At 68.8% G+C, this 15,199-nt stretch carries 8 protein-coding genes and 1 riboswitch; of the genes, 1 reads left to right on the top strand and 7 read right to left on the bottom strand.

All coding sequences use genetic code 11. The features are described from left to right. Positions 1 to 73: 73 nt before the first annotated feature. From DZG09_RS04345 to DZG09_RS04330, 4 genes are all read right to left on the bottom strand, one after another. Positions 74 to 868, bottom strand: a complete 795-nt coding sequence (locus DZG09_RS04345; RefSeq protein ID WP_119696450.1) for an energy-coupling factor transporter transmembrane component T family protein — start codon at positions 866 to 868, stop codon at positions 74 to 76. Then, a complete protein-coding gene (locus DZG09_RS04340; RefSeq protein ID WP_205529056.1) occupies positions 865 to 2,433 on the bottom strand; it encodes an ABC transporter ATP-binding protein in 1,569 nt (522 codons plus the stop codon). The genes DZG09_RS04345 and DZG09_RS04340 overlap by 4 nt, the downstream gene beginning before the upstream one ends. 12 nt (positions 2,434 to 2,445) lie before the next feature. After that, the gene (locus DZG09_RS04335) at positions 2,446 to 3,054 is read right to left on the bottom strand and encodes an ECF transporter S component (protein ID WP_119696449.1); all 609 of its coding nucleotides are present in this window, start codon (positions 3,052 to 3,054) and stop codon (positions 2,446 to 2,448) included. Continuing rightward, a riboswitch (TPP riboswitch) is annotated at positions 3,047 to 3,155 on the bottom strand. (Overlaps the previous gene by 8 nt.) A gap of 38 nt (positions 3,156 to 3,193) precedes the next feature. Beyond that, positions 3,194 to 3,541 (bottom strand): hypothetical protein, encoded by a 348-nt coding sequence (locus DZG09_RS04330; protein WP_119696448.1) that lies wholly within the window; start codon positions 3,539 to 3,541, stop codon positions 3,194 to 3,196. A 71-nt stretch (positions 3,542 to 3,612) separates the two neighbouring features. On the opposite strand from DZG09_RS04330, the gene DZG09_RS04325 reads away from it, so the two are divergent. Next, positions 3,613 to 5,754, top strand: a complete 2,142-nt coding sequence (locus tag DZG09_RS04325; RefSeq protein ID WP_119696447.1) for a hypothetical protein — start codon at positions 3,613 to 3,615, stop codon at positions 5,752 to 5,754. A gap of 63 nt (positions 5,755 to 5,817) precedes the next feature. Here the strand turns inward: DZG09_RS04325 and DZG09_RS04320 are convergent, their stop codons facing one another. From DZG09_RS04320 to DZG09_RS04310, 3 genes are all read right to left on the bottom strand, one after another. Continuing rightward, positions 5,818 to 7,875, bottom strand: a complete 2,058-nt coding sequence (locus DZG09_RS04320) for an ABC transporter ATP-binding protein (protein ID WP_119696446.1) — start codon at positions 7,873 to 7,875, stop codon at positions 5,818 to 5,820. Then, a complete protein-coding gene (locus DZG09_RS04315) occupies positions 7,872 to 9,608 on the bottom strand; it encodes an ABC transporter ATP-binding protein (protein ID WP_119696445.1) in 1,737 nt (578 codons plus the stop codon). The genes DZG09_RS04320 and DZG09_RS04315 overlap by 4 nt, the downstream gene beginning before the upstream one ends. 362 nt (positions 9,609 to 9,970) lie before the next feature. After that, positions 9,971 to 14,950, bottom strand: coding sequence for a DUF7927 domain-containing protein (locus tag DZG09_RS04310; protein ID WP_119696444.1), 4,980 nt, complete (start codon positions 14,948 to 14,950; stop codon positions 9,971 to 9,973). Positions 14,951 to 15,199: the final 249 nt, after the last annotated feature.

Raw genomic sequence — 15,199 nt, 5'->3', positions numbered from 1 at the left:
GACAGACTGCGTTGTGTTCGGCAGACGGCGCTCAGTCCACCGCTCGCAGCGGCTCTGCGCCCACTCGGCGCTTCTACAGGGTCAGGATGAAGGTCCAGGCACCAGTGGCGACGGCGGCGATGACGGATGCGGCGGCGATCGCCGCGGCGATCAGCACGAGCGCACCGTCACGGAGACGCAGCACGGACGGGCGTGCCCACGTACGGCGCACCTCGCGCGGGTCAGCCCCGAAGCCGCGCGCCTCCATCGCGGTCGCCAGATGGGTTCCGCGCCGGATCGCCAGCACGAACAGCGCGAAGGCCATGCCGAGGAACCGCCTCAGTCTGCCGTGATCGGCGACGCCGCGGGTGCGCCGCGCAAGCGACATCTCGCGCCAGTCGGAGATCAGCAGCCCCACCAGACGCAGGCCCGCCAGCGCGCCGAGCACGAACCGAGCCGGCAGCCTCACGATCTGGCCGAGCGCGTCGGCGAGATCGGTCGGATCGGTCGTCGACAGCAGCACGACCGCGGGCAGCGCGATCGCGAGCACACGCAGCAGGATCGCCAGCGCCAGGTCGATCGATCCGTCGCTGATGCGAAGTATGCCCCACTCGACATACATCTGGCCCGCGGGACGCCCGTACAGCACGGTCGCCGCCGATGCGACGGCAGCTGCCGCGGCGATCGGCCACGCCCTGCGCCACAGGTCGACGAATCCGAGCCGCGCGAACGGCAGAACCGCAAGGGTCAGGACGAGGCTGACTCCCGCCGAGACGGGATCGATCGACAGCATCAGCGCCACCCCGATCAACAGCGTCGCGACGAACTTCGCCAGAGCGTTCACGTGCGCCAGCGGCGAGCGCCGCGCATCGATTGTGACCAGGCTCACGGCGCCCCGCCCGCCCTCGCCCGGCCCACGGCATCCGGGGGAGCGGCACCGGCAGGGTCGAGCCGCAGCACATCGTCGGCGAGCGCCGCGACCAGAGGCTCGTCGTGTGTGACGAGTACGAGCGACGTTCCGTCGTCACGGAGCGCTGCGAGCATCTCGACCAGTTCGTGCCAGGTGCGCGCGTCCTGCCCGAAGGTCGGCTCGTCGAGCACGATCATGCGCGGACGAGTGGCCAGTGCCGCGGCGACGGTGAGGCGGCGCTTCTCGCCGCCCGAGAGAGTGAAGGGATTGGCGCCGCGCAGGTGTCGCAGACGGAGCCGGTCGAGCAGCGGCTCCACGCGGGCTTCCGTCTCCTCCGCCGACAGACCGAGAGCGCGCGGGCCGACTTCGAGCTCGGCGCGCACGGTCGGCGCGATCAGCTGATGCTCCGGCGATTGGAACACGGCGCCGATGCGAGTGAGCAGCTCACGCGACGTCCATTCGGTCGGCCGCTGCACATCACGCGCTCGACGCCACCAGCGGGTGCGATCCGGCAGGCCGTCCGCGAGAGCGGTCGCGCGGTACGCGCCGCCTGCGGGTTCGAGCAGGCCGGCGAGCGTGAGGGCGAGCGTCGACTTGCCGACGCCGTTCGGGCCCGTCACAGCGAGCGCCCTGCCTGCGCACACCCGCAGATCGATGCCGTTGGCGACGACTCCGCCGCCGCGCGCCACCGCGAGCCCTTCGGCCTCGACCACGACGGCACCCGCCGCATCCGAACGCGCGCCCGTCGGTCCCGCCCCATCCGGAGCCCGTGTCGTCGCCGGTCGCGTCATGTACTCCGTCGGCACCCACACACCCGCATCGGCCAGGCCGGCGGCGTGGTCGCGGAAGACATCATCCGGAGCGCCGTCGGCGATCAGCCCGTCTTCGCCGAGCACGATCACGCGGTCGAGGTGGTCGACCCACGCGTCCACGCGGTGTTCGACCACCACGAGCGTCGCGCCCGTCGCGGCCACGGCGCCCAGCACCGCGTCTCGCACCTCGAGCACGCCTGCGGGGTCGAGTTGGGCGGTCGGTTCGTCGAGCAGCAGCAGGCCCGGCCGCATCGCGATCGCACCGGCGAGCGCGAGCCGCTGCTTCTGTCCGCCCGACAGCTCCGACGTCGATCTGTCGAGTGCGACCTCGAGTCCGACCGCCGCGAGCGCCGGCGGCACCCGGCGCCAGATGTCGTCGCGCTCGACCCCGAGGTTCTCGCACCCGAACGCCACGTCGTCACCGACCCTCGCGAGCACGACCTGGGTGTCGGGGTCCTGCAGGACGAGCCCCGCGCGCCCCCGTGCCCGCGCAGCCGGCACCCCGTCGATATCGAGCTCTCCCGCGGCCTCGCCGTCCTCATCACCGCCGAGCACACCGGCCATACCGCGCAGCATGGTCGATTTGCCGGAGCCGCTGGCGCCGAGCAGCAGCACCCGCTCCCCCTGCGCGATCTCGAGGGTCGCCCCGCGCACCGCCCAGTCGTCGCGCCCCGCGTGACGCCAACCCCAGTCGCGTGCGCTGACCGCGGCGGGGCGCGTCGAACCGCTCATCCGGATCTCCGCCTATGCGGTCGCATCTCGCCGTCGATCACGCCCCGAGGCGAACCTGTCGAGCACACCCGTCGCCGCGAGCGCCCGCTGCAGGGCCCACGATCCGATCCCGGCGATCACGATGCCGGAGACGACCGCCGCGAAGAAGTAGATGGTGCGCGCCTCGACCGCGAGCGCCGCGACCGAGGAGGAGGTCGTGTCGAGGATCGCGACCGACAGCCCGGCGAAGATGCCGGCGCTCAGCGCTCCGAGCAGGCGCCAGTTGCGGTACAGCAGGATCGCGAACCCGAGTTCAGCGCCGACCCCCTCGATCAGGCCCCAGATGAGGGTCTCGGTCGCCCACTGCGTGCCGAGCGCCATCGACACCACGGCCGCGACGACCTCGGTGTAGAAGGCGGCTCCCGGCTTGCGGATGATCAGACCGCCGAGCACACCGGCGAACAGCCACCCGCCGGCGGTCAGGCCGGAAAGACCGGGCGTGAACGACAGCACGCTGTCGAAGACGGGCCATGCGAGCCCCCACAGCCAGAAGATGACGCCGGCGGCGACGCCGACGACGCTTGCGACGACGATGTCCACGACGCGCCAGGTGCGGCGAGTGGGCACAACAGAACTGCTCATCAGAATTCCTTCCTTCGCTGGCATGACCCAGATCAGGTTCGACGGTCGAAGCGCGGTCCGCTTCCTCTCAGCCCGCTCGGCGAGCTCCCGTGGTTGTCGAGATCAGGATAGAGCATCCGATGCCGCACCTCTCCCCGTGTTACCGCGAGAGTGCGCGCAGTGCGTCGCTCGGCACAGGGAACGGCAGCGCGTAGTACACCTGGTCCGCTGTCATATCGCCCCAGTCGTCCTTCTTCACCTGCACGCGGCGCGGGGTCGCCTCGGCGATGCGCACCCGCAGCCATTCGCCCGAGTCGAGCCGCATCTCGTACGCGCCTGCGAGATAGCCGATGCCGAGTTCGTCGAGCGTCTCCTCCGCTTCGAACCAGTCGACGACGCCCGTGCGTTCGCGACCGAGCAGGTCGATCACGACGAATCCGTCGCCGTCCGGACGCATCCAGCCGAGCAGTTCGCCGTCCAGGCCGCGCCGGTGCTCTATCCACTCCATCGGCCAAGGCTACCGGCGCAGTTACAGGCTTCCGCCAGCTGATCGCGCGCGAGGAGCGGTAGCGTAGCCTCGTGCCCACCGACGACGCCGACAACGCCGACGAGACAGCGCGTGCCTCCCAGCCCGCTGCGGAGGATTCGAGCGCGCCGGAACAGCTGCGCGCGATGTCGCTGAGCGACCTCGAGCCCGACACCGAAGACGACGACTCCGCACCGCGCAGGCTGACTCGTCGCGAGGCCCGCGCCCGACGCCAGCACGGCGAAGACGACGCATCGCTTCCCGTCTCGACGCGGGTCGGCGGGGCCTTCCGCTCGCGCCGCTCCAGGAGGCACGCCTCGGATGAGAGCAGCACGCCGATCACTCAGGCTCCGGACGAGACGGCAGCGGTCGCGCAGGATCGGCGCGTCGACCCTGCAGGCCGCGACCATGAGGCGACGCCCGCAGCGCTGCCGCACGAGGCACCGGATGCCCCGGCGGACGAGATCGACGACGACACCCGAGCGAACCCGATCGCGGCCTCCGCTCCAGAGTTCGCGGCAGGGCACGCGAGCGACGCTGCGGCCGCCGAAGATGCCACCGCCCCTCGGGACGACACCGTGGGGGAAGCCGGTGCGTCAGCCGAGGTCGCTGCGTCCACTGCTGCCATCGACCCGGCAACGTCATCCGGCCCCGCCGACAGCGCCGCACCTGCCTCGACGACTGCCGCGGACGACGATCCGACGGATGACGCGGCACACGGAGCTTCCGATGCGAACGACGGCACATCGCCGTACGAGCCGGAGCCCACCGTCGCCATGCCGGTGGCCGGGGTCTCCACCGTCGCCATGGACGTGACGATGGTCGACCATGAGGGTGCCGCTGCCGCCGAGCCGAGTGACGAGGCCTCGGGTGAGGTGCCCGCACTGGCCTGGGTGAGCACGGCGGACATCGTCGCCAGCGATCGCGCCCCGCGCAAGCCGAAGACCGACGGCGAGCCTGAGCCGCTGGTTCGCCCGCGCAGGCGCTCCGCGTGGCCCGTTCTCGCACCGATCATCACGGCGGTCGTCCTCGCCGGTGTGTACATCGGCTCGTGCGCGGCATGGCCGCTCGACAACGTCACGCCCTCCGTGGAGGAGATCATCCTCGAGAGCCCGGAGGGCCCGGCGCTCGAGCCGCAGTGGCCCACCGACGGCGGGGCCGCCGTGGCGGCTGTCGGCCACACGGGAGAAGTCGCCTCGTCATCGAGCGACGAGCGCCCGATGGCCAGCATCACCAAGCTGGTCTCGGTGCTCATGGTGCTGGACCAGCAACCGCTCGAGGCCGGCGAGCAGGGTCCGTCGTACGCCTTCACGTGGGAGGACCAGAATGCATACTGGGGCTATGCCTCACGAGGCGAATCCCGTCTCGAGGTGCCGGTCGACGGCTCTCTCACTCAGTACCAGATGCTGCAGGGCGTCCTTCTCGGCTCCGCGAACAACTGGATCGACCGGTTGGTGATCGAGACGTTCGGATCGGTCGAGGAGTTCGCCGCCCAGACTCCCGCATGGCTCGAGGACCACGGCCTCGGATCGATGACGGTCGTGCAGCCGTCCGGCATCGACTGGGACAACACGTCGTCACCGGCCGACGTCGCCCGCCTCGGCGCCCTCGCGCTCGAGAACCCGGTGGTCGCGGAGATCGTGCGGCAGAAGGAGGTCGAGCTGCCAGGGGCCGGCCTCGTCGAGAACTCGAACCCCCTCATCGATGACGAGGGCGTGGTCGGGCTCAAGACCGGCACGCTGCTGAACAACGCCAACCTCGTCGTCGCAAAGGAGGTCGAGTCGCAGGGGGAGACCGTCACGGTCGTCGCCTCCATCCTCGGCCAGCCCGACAACGTCAGCCGCGACATCGTCGCGCGCACCCTGCTCGAAGACGCGACAACGGCGGCAACCGAATCGACCGTTGTCGTGCCGGGCGAGACGACCGTCGGCACGGTCACGACAGCGTGGGGCGAGAGCGCAGACCTGGTGACGCCGGAGGACCTATCGCTCGTGCTGTGGGACGGCGAGTCCGCCGAGCTCACCACGACCCTCTCGGACGTGCTCGGCCGCGGCGCCGGCGACAGGGTCGGAGAGGTGAACGCCTCCGGCTCGTTCCGCGACGCATCGGTTCGCGTCGACCTGTCGGGCGAGATCTCGGGCCCGGACCTCGGCTGGCGTCTCACCCACCCGCTCGAGCTTCTCGGCCTGAGCTGATTTCCGGTTCCGCTCCGTGTGAGCAGCGCACGCTGCTCACACGGAGCGGAACCGGATGCCTCCCTACGCCTCCGGCACCTCGACGACAGGCACCTCGCCGGTTGCGGGAGGGGCCTCCTCGGCGTCGATGTCGACCGCCGCGTGCTCGAACTGGCTCTGGTACAGCCGCCAGTACGCGCCGCGCCGTGTGATGAGTTCGTCGTGGTTGCCCTGCTCGACGATCGAACCGTGCTCCATCACCAGGATCAGGTCGGCATCACGGATCGTCGAAAGTCGGTGCGCGATCACGAACGAGGTGCGCCCCTTCCGCAGCGCGGCCATCGCCTGCTGCAGCAGCAGCTCGGTGCGGGTGTCGACGGAGCTGGTCGCCTCATCGAGGATCAGCACCTGCGGACGGCGCAGGAACGCGCGGGCGATCGTGATCAGCTGCCGCTCGCCGGCCGACACGTTCGCTGCGTCCTCCTCGAGCACGGTTTCGTAGCCGTCCGGCAGCGAATGCACGAACCGGTCGACGTACGTCGCCTCCGCGGCCTCGAGGATCTCGTCGTCCTTCGCGTTCTCGTTGCCGTATCGGATGTTGTCGCGGATCGTGCCGGCGAACAGCCACGGATCCTGCAGCACCATGCCCGTGCGCGAGCGCAGGTCGCCGCGCGTCATCTCGCCGATGCTCTGCCCGTCGAGCAGGATGGCTCCCCCGTCGAGGTCGTAGAAGCGCATCAGCAGGTTGACGAGCGTCGTCTTGCCCGCACCCGTCGGGCCGACGATCGCCACCGTCTCGCCCGGCTCCACCCGGAAGGAGAGATCGTCGATGAGCGGCTGCTCCGGCGTGTACGAGAAGCTCACGTTCCGGAACTCGATCACTCCCGCGCCGCCCTCCGGCGCCGTCGGTGCATCGTCATCATCCGGTTCCTGCTCCTCCTGATCGAGCAGGTCGAACACGCGCTCGGCCGACGCGGTTCCCGACTGCACGACGGGGAGCATGCCGCCGAGCTCGGTGAGCGGCTGCGTGAACTGCTGCGAGTACTGCACGAATGCCTGCACGTCACCGATGCGGATCTGGCCGCTGGCGACCATGAGACCGCCGAGGACAGCGATGCCCGCGTAGGTGAGGTAGCCGACGAACTGCATCGACGGCATCATCACGCCCGAGAGGAACTGCGCCTTGAACGATGCCCGGTAGAGTTCTTCGTTCTCCTCACGGAAGGCGTCGGAGACCTCCTTCTCGCGGCCGAACACCTTCACGAGCGCGTGACCGGAGAACGACTCCTCGACGCGCGAGTTGAGCCGGCCGACCTTGCGCCACTGCATCTGGAAGGCCTTCTGCGACTTCGGCCCGATGACACCCATGATGATGCCGATCAGCGGCAGCGATACGAGCGCCACGAGGGCGAGCTGCCACGAGATCGAGAACATCATGCCGACTACACCGACCACCATCAGCAGTGACGTGATCGCACCCGACAGCGACTGCTGCAGCGTCTGCGTCATGTTGTCGACGTCGTTGGTGACGCGGCTGATCAGTTCGCCACGCTGCACCTTGTCGAAGTAGCGCAGCGGAAGCCTGTTGATCTTCTGCTCGATCTGCTCGCGCAGGCGCCACATGGTGCGCACCATGACGACGTTGATGATGTAGCCCTGCACCCACTGCAGCAGCGAACCGACGACGTAGACGAGGATCGCCCAGATCACAACGGTGCGCAGCGCCTCGAAGTCGACGCCGGCGCCGGGCGCGAAGTTCTGCATCGCACCGACCATGTTGGCGTAGTCGTTCTGACCTGCGCTCTCGAGCGCCGCCACGACCTCTTCCTGCGAGAGGCCTGCGAACTGGTCGGCCACCATCAGCGAGATGACGCCCTCGAACACGACGTTGGTGGCCTCACCGAGGATCTTCGGGCCGGCGACGGACAGGACGACACCGATCGCGCCCAGCAGCGTCGCGAACCCGAACACCCAGGCATGCGGCCGCAGCAGGCCGAGGAAGCGGCGGAAGCTCGGCCAGAAGTTCTTCGGCTTGCCTCCCATCGCACCGGGTTCGTGGCCGCCTGAGGCGATCATCGCCTCCTGCGCCTCGCGCTCCTCCTCGCTGAGCGAGATCGCCGAGCTCTGCGTGCTGTCGCTCATGCGCCGGCCTCCGTCGCTCCGAGCTGAGATTCGACGATCTCGCGGTAGGTGTCGCTGGTCTTCAGAAGCTCCTCGTGGGTGCCGACCCCGACCGCCCTGCCGTCATCGAGCACCAGGATGCGATCGGCATCGGTGATGGTCGACACGCGCTGTGCGACCACGATCTTGGTCACGCCGGGCAGTTCCCGCCACAGCGCCTGCCGCAGACGGGCGTCTGTGGTCAGGTCGAGGGCTGAGAAGGAGTCGTCGAACACGAGCATGTCCGGTCTGCGCACAATCGCTCGGGCGATCGCAAGGCGCTGCCTCTGGCCGCCCGAGACATTCGTTCCGCCCTGCGAGATCGGGGTGTCCAGCCCTTCGGGCTTCTCCCGCACGAAATCGGCGGCCTGAGCGATCTCGAGCGCCTCCCACAACTCGTCGTCCGTGGCGCCGTCGCGCCCGAAGCGCAGATTCGACCTCACTGTTCCTGAGAACAGGAACGGCCGCTGCGGCACGAGCCCGATCCCGCTCCACAGCGTGTCGAGATCGGCCTCGCGCACGTCGACGCCGTGCACCGAGACGGTGCCGCCCGTTGCGTCGAACAGACGAGGAATGAGGGAGATCAGCGTGGTCTTACCTGCTCCGGTCGAACCGATGATCGCAACCGTCTCGCCCGGCTCGGCGCGGAAGGAGATGCCGGAGAGAACGGGCTGGTCGGCACCGGGGTAGGTGAACTCGACGTCGTCGAAGACGACCTGGCCAGGCCTGGTCATCTCGGTCACGGGGCTCTGCGGCGGCACGAGCGTCGTCTCGGCATCGAGCACTTCGCCGATGCGATCCGCGGAGACGGCGGCTCGCGGAATCATGATCGCCATGAAGCTCGCCATCATGACTCCGCCGAGGATCATCCCCACGTACTGCATGAAGGCGAAGATCGTGCCGATCTGGGCGTTGCCCTCGTTGACCTCGATGCCGCCGAACCAGACGACGGCGACGATCGTGAGGTTCATCACGAGCATGACGAGCGGGAACAGCAGCACGAACATCGACCCGACGTTGCGGCCGACCACGTAGATGTCCGTGTTCGCCTTGCGGAACCGCTCCTCCTCGATCGTCTCGCGCACGAACGCTCGTACGACACGCACGCCGGTGAGCTGCTCGCGCATGACGCGGTTCACCGCGTCGATCCTGGTCTGGTAGCGCCGGAACAGCGGGACCATGCGTGCGATCACGGCGGCCGCCAGCACGAGCAGGACGGGGATGGAGACACCGAGGATCCAGCTCAGGCCGACGTCCTGGCGCAGCGCCATGATGATGCCGCCGATCGCCATCATCGGCGCCATGACGAGCATCGTCGCGCTCATCACTCCGAGCATCTGCACCTGCTGCACGTCGTTCGTGTTGCGGGTGATCAGCGATCCGGAGCCGAAGCGCGACACCTCGCGCTCGCTGAACGTCGAGACCCGCTGGAAGACGTCGTCGCGGATGTCGCGCCCCAGGCTCATGGCGGACTTCGCCGCACAGAACGTCGCGACGATCGCCGCCAGGATCTGCCCGAGCGCCACGAGCAGCATGAGCGACCCTCTGCGCAGGATGTACCCGGTGTCGCCCACGGCGACCCCGTGGTCGATGATGTCGGCGTTGAGGGTCGGCAGGAAGAGCGCAGCGAGCGCCGACGCGAACTGGAACAGAAGGACACCGACCAGCAGCGGCCAGTAGCGCCCGAGATAGCGGGCAAGCAGTTTGATGAGCACGGATGTTCCCCGATGGTGAGCGCGACCCCAGCGATGGCCGCCGAAATCACCTTGGCACGAACCTCCGACATTCGGGAGCCGACCGAACGCTTGTACGCTCAGGGCGAAGAGGATTCCCGGATCAGAGGCGAGATCCTGGACCTTCTCCGCACTCGGTGCGGGAGGTGCGGAGCTGCGGTGAGGACCGCGCGTAGCGCGACGTCCCCGTCGACGCCGGCGCAGGATTGCGCACAGATCACAGCATGGGGCGGCCCGTCCTTGCCTCAACGGCTCAGACGGGCCGCCCTCGCGTTACGGAACGAATCGGGCTTCCGCACGCATCCGGGTTCGTCTCTGGGGGATCTCAGAACCCGGAGTCTTCGTCAACTCAGTCGGCGCTGCCTCCTCACAGCCATCAGCGCCCCTCCCGCGAGCAGCAGCGTCAGCCCTCCGGCGAGGATGCCCCACGCCGCCTGACCACCGGTGACGGCCAACGGCTCGTCCGACCCGGCGACCGGGTTGACCGTGCAGTCGAGACGCTCGCCGGCGGTCGGGCACTCACCGGCACCTGGCGGCTCCTCTCCCGGATCCACGATCACGTTGTACAGACTGCCGTCCCCACCGGTGCCGACTGCGACCGTGTAGCTCACCGTGACGAGCTGACCCGCCTCGAGCGTTCCCGTGATGCCGAGCCGGCCTTCCGTGATCTCCGTGACCGTCAGCGCCTCGTCCGAGACGACGGGCCGATCGGTGACCGTGGCGTCATCGAGCACGCCGTCGAGGACGTCCTCACGGTCCACGTCGATCGAGCCCTCGCCGACGTTCTCGAAGTGCAGCGTGTACGTCACCTCGTCACCCGGTTCCACCGTCTCGCCCGATGCAGGGTCGACCGTCTTCCAGTCGTCGAGAGCGCCAACGGGGTGGCGGGTCGTCGGCGGCTCGAACGGCGCACAGTCCTCGCAGTCCGGATCGGGCACGAACGGCGGGCGGTCGGGAACGACGACGTTGCCCACGACGTCGTCGCCGCGATCAGCGGCATCGCGCACCGTCACCTGATAGGTGACCGTGACCGTGTCGCCTGCGGCGAGTTCACCCGTGGTGCGGATGGTCTCGTCCTCCGGATCGAACACAGTCGTGATCGTCTCGGCATGCGCCTCGTCGACCACCGGCTCTGAGACCAGGTCGGCGTCGTCCAGCACACCCGACAGGTCATCGGTGGCATCCACCGGACCGGCGGCCTGACCGTCGTTCACGAACGACAGCGTGTAGGTGATCGTGTCACCGGCCACGACGGCCTCACCCGTCGCCGGGTCGGACGACTTCGCCGGGGTCACATGCGGCAGCAGGATCTCCGATGCCGGTGGCGGCGGGCACTCCAGTCCCTCCACGCACTGCGGCAAGGCGAGGTTGACCAGGTCATGGTCACCGGCGTTGGTCACGGTCACCGAGTAGGTGATCGTCACCGTCTCACCTGCGGCCAGAGCACCCGACCACGACAGCTCCGCGCCGTCGACGATGGGCTCAGGCACCTCGGACTCATCCGAGGAGGCCGCCGCGACATCGCCGTTGTAGGCCGCATCGTCCAGCACATCCGACATGTCGTCGAACACACCAGCTGGCAGCTCAGCGGTGAAGTCGCCGTCGCCTGTGTTCGTGAGCGTCACCGTGTACTTCACGGTGTCGCCGGCACCCACGCCCTCGGCGGGCGTGGCAGACTTCGTCACGTCCAGCGCTGGCAGGTCGACGTCGTTCGTGGTGCAGTCGGCACGCTCGCCCTCGGCCGGCACGCAGATGACACCGGGATCGGTCGGCGGCTCTTCGCCCGGATCGACGATCGCGTTCAGCAGCTGGCCGTCGCCCTGCTCGGCTGGTGCGTTCACGGTGACCGTGTACGACACGGTCACGTGCTGCCCCACCTCGAGGGTCCCGGTCACGCCGAAGCGTCCATCCGTGATCTCGGTGACCGTCAGCGCCTCGTCAGAGGACTCCGGCTGCGCGGTGACCGTCGCGTCGTCGAGCACGCCGCTCAGTGCGTCCTCTCGGTTCACGTCGACCGGAGCCTCGCCGATGTTCTCGAAGTGCAGCGTGTAGGTCAGCTCTTCGCCGGTCTGCACCGCCGAGCCCGATGCGGGGTCGACCGTCTTCCAGTCGTCCAGCTCTCCGACCGGGTGATCGGTCGACGGCGGCACGAACGGATCGCAGTCGTCACAGCCGGGCTCGGGAACGAACGGCGGCACGTCTGGTACCACCACGTTACCCACGACATTGTCGCCACGATCGCCGTCATCGCGCACCGTCACCTGATAGGTGACCGTGGCCGTCTCGCCTGCGGCGAGTTCACCCGTGGTGCGGATGGTCTCGTCCTCCGGATCGAACACGGCTGTGACCGTCTCGGCATGCGCCTCGTCGACCACAGGGTCGCTCGTGACATCCGCGTCGTCCAGCACACCCGACAGGTCATCCGTCGCGTCGACAGGGCCGGTAGCCTGGCCGTCGTTGACGAAGGACACGGTGTAGGTGATCACGTCACCCGCGAGCACGTTCTCGCCCGACGCAGGGTCGGACGACTTCTCCGGGGTCACGTGCGGCAGCGGGATCTCCACCGGCGGCGTCGGGTCGGGGCACTCGATTTCGTCGGTGCACTGCGGCACCGCAGCGTTCACCAGGTCATGGTCGCCGGAGTTGGTCACCGTCACCGAGTAGGTGATCGTCACCGTCTCACCCGCCGCGATCGGGCCCGACCACGACAGATCCGCACCGTCCACCACGGGCTCCGGCACCTCGGACCCGTCCGAGGCGGTCGCCGTGACGTCGCCGTTGTAGGCGGCATCGTCCAGCACATCCGACATGTCGTCGGTCACGCCGGCCGGATCCTCCGCAGTGAAGTCACCGTCGCCCGTGTTGCTGAGCGTCACGGTGTACTCGACCACGTCACCGGCCTGCACGAGCCCATCGACGTCTGCTGACTTGTCGATCTCCAGCTCAGGCTGCAGCACCACCGCGACCGCGTAGTCCTCGACCTCGCCGGCGCTGACCGGCCCGGTCGGGGCGATCTCCTCGCCTGCGGGGATCAGACGGAACCGCGCGAAGGTGTCTGCGACCGTCGCCGCTGGACCGAAGGACAGCTCGTATTCGTCAGACCCCGAGTTCGCCGGCACGTCGACCGTGACCAGCTCGCCCTCGTCGAAGCTCCCGCTGCGATCGAGGTCGATCCAGCCGGCGAGCACCGCGGCTTCCGCGGTGTCGTTCACCGCGGTCACCGCCACGGTGCTGCCCGCATCGATCGAGATCACGATCGGGTCGGCCACGCCGTCGTCAGCGGTGTCGCCGTCTGCCGCGCCTGTCGGCTGGCCATCGGTCTCGTGGTCGACGGAGCCGCCGAGCATCAGCGGGGCGGCACCGGTTGCGGGGTCGAGCGCCTTCAGACCGTGACGGGGGCCGTCGTCGGCCAGCAGCGTGGCGTATGACTCCGGCGCGTCGCCGTAGTCGGTCCAGATCGGCGACAGCGCGCAGCGCGCTCCGTCGTTCTGGTTCGATGCTGGTCCCTGCGTGAACAGCTCGGCCACCGGCTCATCGGCTGTCACATCGACGCGGTAGATGTCGCCGGTGCCGTTGTCGGAGGCGTAGAGGAAGCCGTCGGGGTCCGCGTAGACGGCGCCGAACCTGCCGAGGTCACCGAAGTCACCGGTCATCGCTCGCTCGAGTTCACCGGTTGCCGTGTCGAACCGGTACAGCGCATTGACATCCTCGCTGGGGATTCTGGCCATGGTCCACAGGTAGTCCCCCGCACCCGGGACATACGCCCAGTCGGCGAAGTAGACGTCTTCGATGTCTCCGGCCATCTCGTCGCTGTCGAGCACCTCGAGGTACGTCGCCGAGTCCGGATCGAGATCCACCTGGTACCAGAGCTGATCCGGGTTCGTGTAGATCCCCCATCCGGTCACCCAGTAGTGCCCGGAGGCGTCGACATCGCCGACGTGCCTGGTGTCGTCGGTCATCCCGTCGGGCCGGCCGAGCAGGGTCGCATCTCCCGCCGAGTCGATGCGGGCGATGCCGCTGCCGTCGTCACCCTGGTGGTACCAGCCGTAGACGTACCCGTCGAGGACGTTGTATCCGGTTGCGTTCACATTGCCGCTGTCGTAGACGTTCTCGTTGAGCGTCGTCACACCGCCGGTCACGAGGTCCACCTCATAGGCGACGTTCGGGGCGGTGTCCTGGTTCAGGAGGCCGGGCCCGTTGGCCTCGCACACGAGCGGCTCGGGGTCGGTCACGACGACGGTGCTGTCGCCCGGCGGGTCGAGCCCGACGAGGGTGGTGATGTTGCTCTCGTCGTTCGTGAACTCACCCGGGTCGGCGGCGACCACATCGACCGTGATGTCGCACGAGGTCTCCCCCGCGGCGAGCACGCCGTTCGTCACCTCGATGACGCTGCTGCCAGGCTCCGCCGCGACATCTGCCGTGCAGCTGCTGCTGATCGCGGGGTCACCCGCGACGACCAGGCCGTCGCTCAGCTCGTCGCTGAACGACCAGCCGTCCTTGGCGGCGAGCTCCGATGTGTTCGTCACCGTGAAGGTGAGCGGGAACGCCTCGTCTGAGCTCGCCTCGGCGACGCCGAACTCCTTGTCGAGCTTGGGCGTCGCGTCGAGGATCCGGATGTTGTCGATCGCGTGGTCGTTGCCTGCGCCGCTGCCGTTCTCGTTGCGCAGCACGATGTCGATCTCGTCACCGTCGCTGAGGAACGAGCCGGCTGAGGCGAAGGTGCCCGCGGCGCCCCCTTCCGCACAGGGGTTGATCGCCGCGTCCGACACCGGGGTCTCGCCGCCGTCGACGCCGCCCAGATAGAAGCGGAGCAGTGGGGCGGAGACTCCGCAGTTGACTGCGACCGCGTCGACGGAGAACGTCAGGAACCTGCCTGCTGCGTCGAGTTGGATGGGGGCATCCGTGGCCAGCTGCACACGGTCGACTCCCGGATCGCCCGCGGTGTAGGCGGCGAGCGAGCTGTCGGAGCCGTTGTACGCCTGCATCGCGGTCGCGGCGCTCACCACGCCGTTCCACGCCGGGCATTCCCCCGGATTCGGGGAATCGGGGGAGAGCACGAACCCGTTGCAGAACTCGAGCGACGACCACTCGACGTCGGCGGAGTAGGTCTGCCCCTCTGCACCGACGTAGTCGCCGAGCAGCTGCACCTCGTCGTCCTGGCGGTTCTCGAAGCCCTCCTCGAAGACGACGGTGGGATCCTCGGTGACGCCGGGGCTCCCCGGTTCAGCCGATGCGGGCTGGGGTGCGGTGACTGCGCCCGCCGTGATCAGGCCTGCGGCGAGCAGGCACACGGCGGCCAGGCTCGCGGTCGAACGTCTGATCACCCCCGCGGATGATCCTCCGCCATACGGTTCTCTCGCGAACATGAACGATTCCCCAATCTTTGTCAACGGCGGCCCGCCCCGCGCACTCAGCGGCTGACAGGATGAGCCTGTGCCAGCATTCCGGCGTGTCGCGTCCCGCCACAAACGTCGACACCGAATTCACCCGCGCGTTCACCCGTTTTCCGACTCGGCACCGACGCGCCCTAATGTGTCGTCCGACGACTCGGCTGACGGTCGGCCGAACGAGAC

Source organism: Microbacterium halotolerans (assembly GCF_003569805.1).
Classification (GTDB): Bacteria; Actinomycetota; Actinomycetes; order Actinomycetales; family Microbacteriaceae; genus Microbacterium; species Microbacterium halotolerans.
Note: the sequence above shows the minus strand (reverse complement) of the source record. Positions and strands in the feature narration are given on the sequence as shown.